Genomic DNA, 1358 nt, shown 5'->3' on the forward strand with positions numbered 1-1358 from the left:
CGGTCGTCGTACCGATCCCGGAGAGCCCGGCGAGGCCCTTCTCGATCGTGTCCTGGACGTCCGCGGCGGTGGCCGAGTCGTTCGGCGGCCTGTCGTGCGCCCCCGGCACCGGGAAACCCGGCCGCGACGGCCGAGGCGAGGTCCGCCGCCTCCTCGCGGTGCACACCGAGGGCCACGGCGTCCTCCGCCGTGGGATCCCCGGAGCCGTCGCGCAGCAGACATGCCAACTGCCACAGCAGGACCTGGCGCAGCCCCAGGGGCTCGGCATGCAGGAGGCCCTCCAGGGTGTCCACGACGGCCGCCGCCCCGGCGGCCCGCGGATCGTCGGAGGCGACCCAGGCTGCCCGCACCTGCCCGAGGCAGACGGAGTCCACCCGCTGCCACAGCGTGCCTCGGCCCGGCAGCCACACTCCGTCCAGGACGCGGAAACCACCATCCGTGCCGGACCTCGGCAGCGTCCCGAACGACGCGGGCCGCGCCGCCCCGGGAGGCCGCAGGACGTCCGCCACATGCCGGAAGGCCAGCGCGCCGAGGCCGTCGCGGAGTTGGCCGTAGCCCCGCATCGCAGGGAAGCCGGGCAGGTTCGGCAGGGGAGGCCGGGGCGCCCCCTCGCTCGTGGTCACCCGTTCGCCGGGACGCCACCGTGTCACGCCGCTTCGTCCTTCCCCTGGTCGCGTCCCGCCATGGGCCCGCCGCGCTGACGCCGGGGAGTCACTCGCCCGGCCGGGTGTAGAAGTAGACGCGGACCACCGCGGTCCCGGCCGATTCCCCGAGGTCGTGGAAGTCGTCGGTCGCCATGCGCTTCCCGAACATCTCCGGCCGTGCCTCGGCGAGCAGGCCGTTGACCCGGTGGGCGTACTCCGTGCCGCCCTGCCCGCCGCCGAACGTCAGCACCAGGGCGGCCGTGCGCCCCTTCCACTTGGCGGTGCGGGACCGGATCTGTGCCTCCAGGTCGTCGGCGTCCGTGCCGCGCACCTTGAACTCGCTGGGCGTGCGTGCGACGCCCTGCGGCCCGGTCGGGCTGGGGCTGGGGGAGGCAGTGGGGGAAGGGCCGGCGGACGGTTCGAGGCGCGCGGCCAGCGGGTCCGGACGATCGGCCATCGACACCAGCGTCAGCACGAGCAGCAGGTCGGCGAAGAGCCAGCCCGCCAGGACGACGACACCGACGCCACGGCGCCGGCCGCGCGCCCTCACTCGGCCGCTCCGTGCGGCTGCTCGTCCCGGGCGCCGTCGGCGTGCGCCGAGACGGTCCCGTGCGCGGAGGGGACGCCGTTGCTCTGTGCCGGGACGGTCTCCAGCACCTCAGGGGCGCCGTTGACGGCGGCCGGGTGGGGCCGTACGGCGGCGAGGCCGCGGAT

Annotated in this window: 1 protein-coding gene and 1 pseudogene; both read right to left on the minus strand. The window is 75.9% G+C overall.

Annotated elements, in window-relative coordinates:
• Positions 1-650 (minus strand): annotated as a pseudogene (locus tag AWZ10_RS36060) (hypothetical protein); the annotation flags it as partial.
• A 61-nt stretch (positions 651-711) separates the two neighbouring features.
• Positions 712-1194, minus strand: a complete 483-nt coding sequence (locus AWZ10_RS36065; protein WP_046704592.1) for a hypothetical protein — start codon at positions 1192-1194, stop codon at positions 712-714.
• Positions 1195-1358: the final 164 nt, after the last annotated feature.

It is taken from the genome of Streptomyces europaeiscabiei, assembly GCF_001550375.1.
Taxonomy (GTDB): domain Bacteria; phylum Actinomycetota; class Actinomycetes; order Streptomycetales; family Streptomycetaceae; genus Streptomyces; species Streptomyces europaeiscabiei.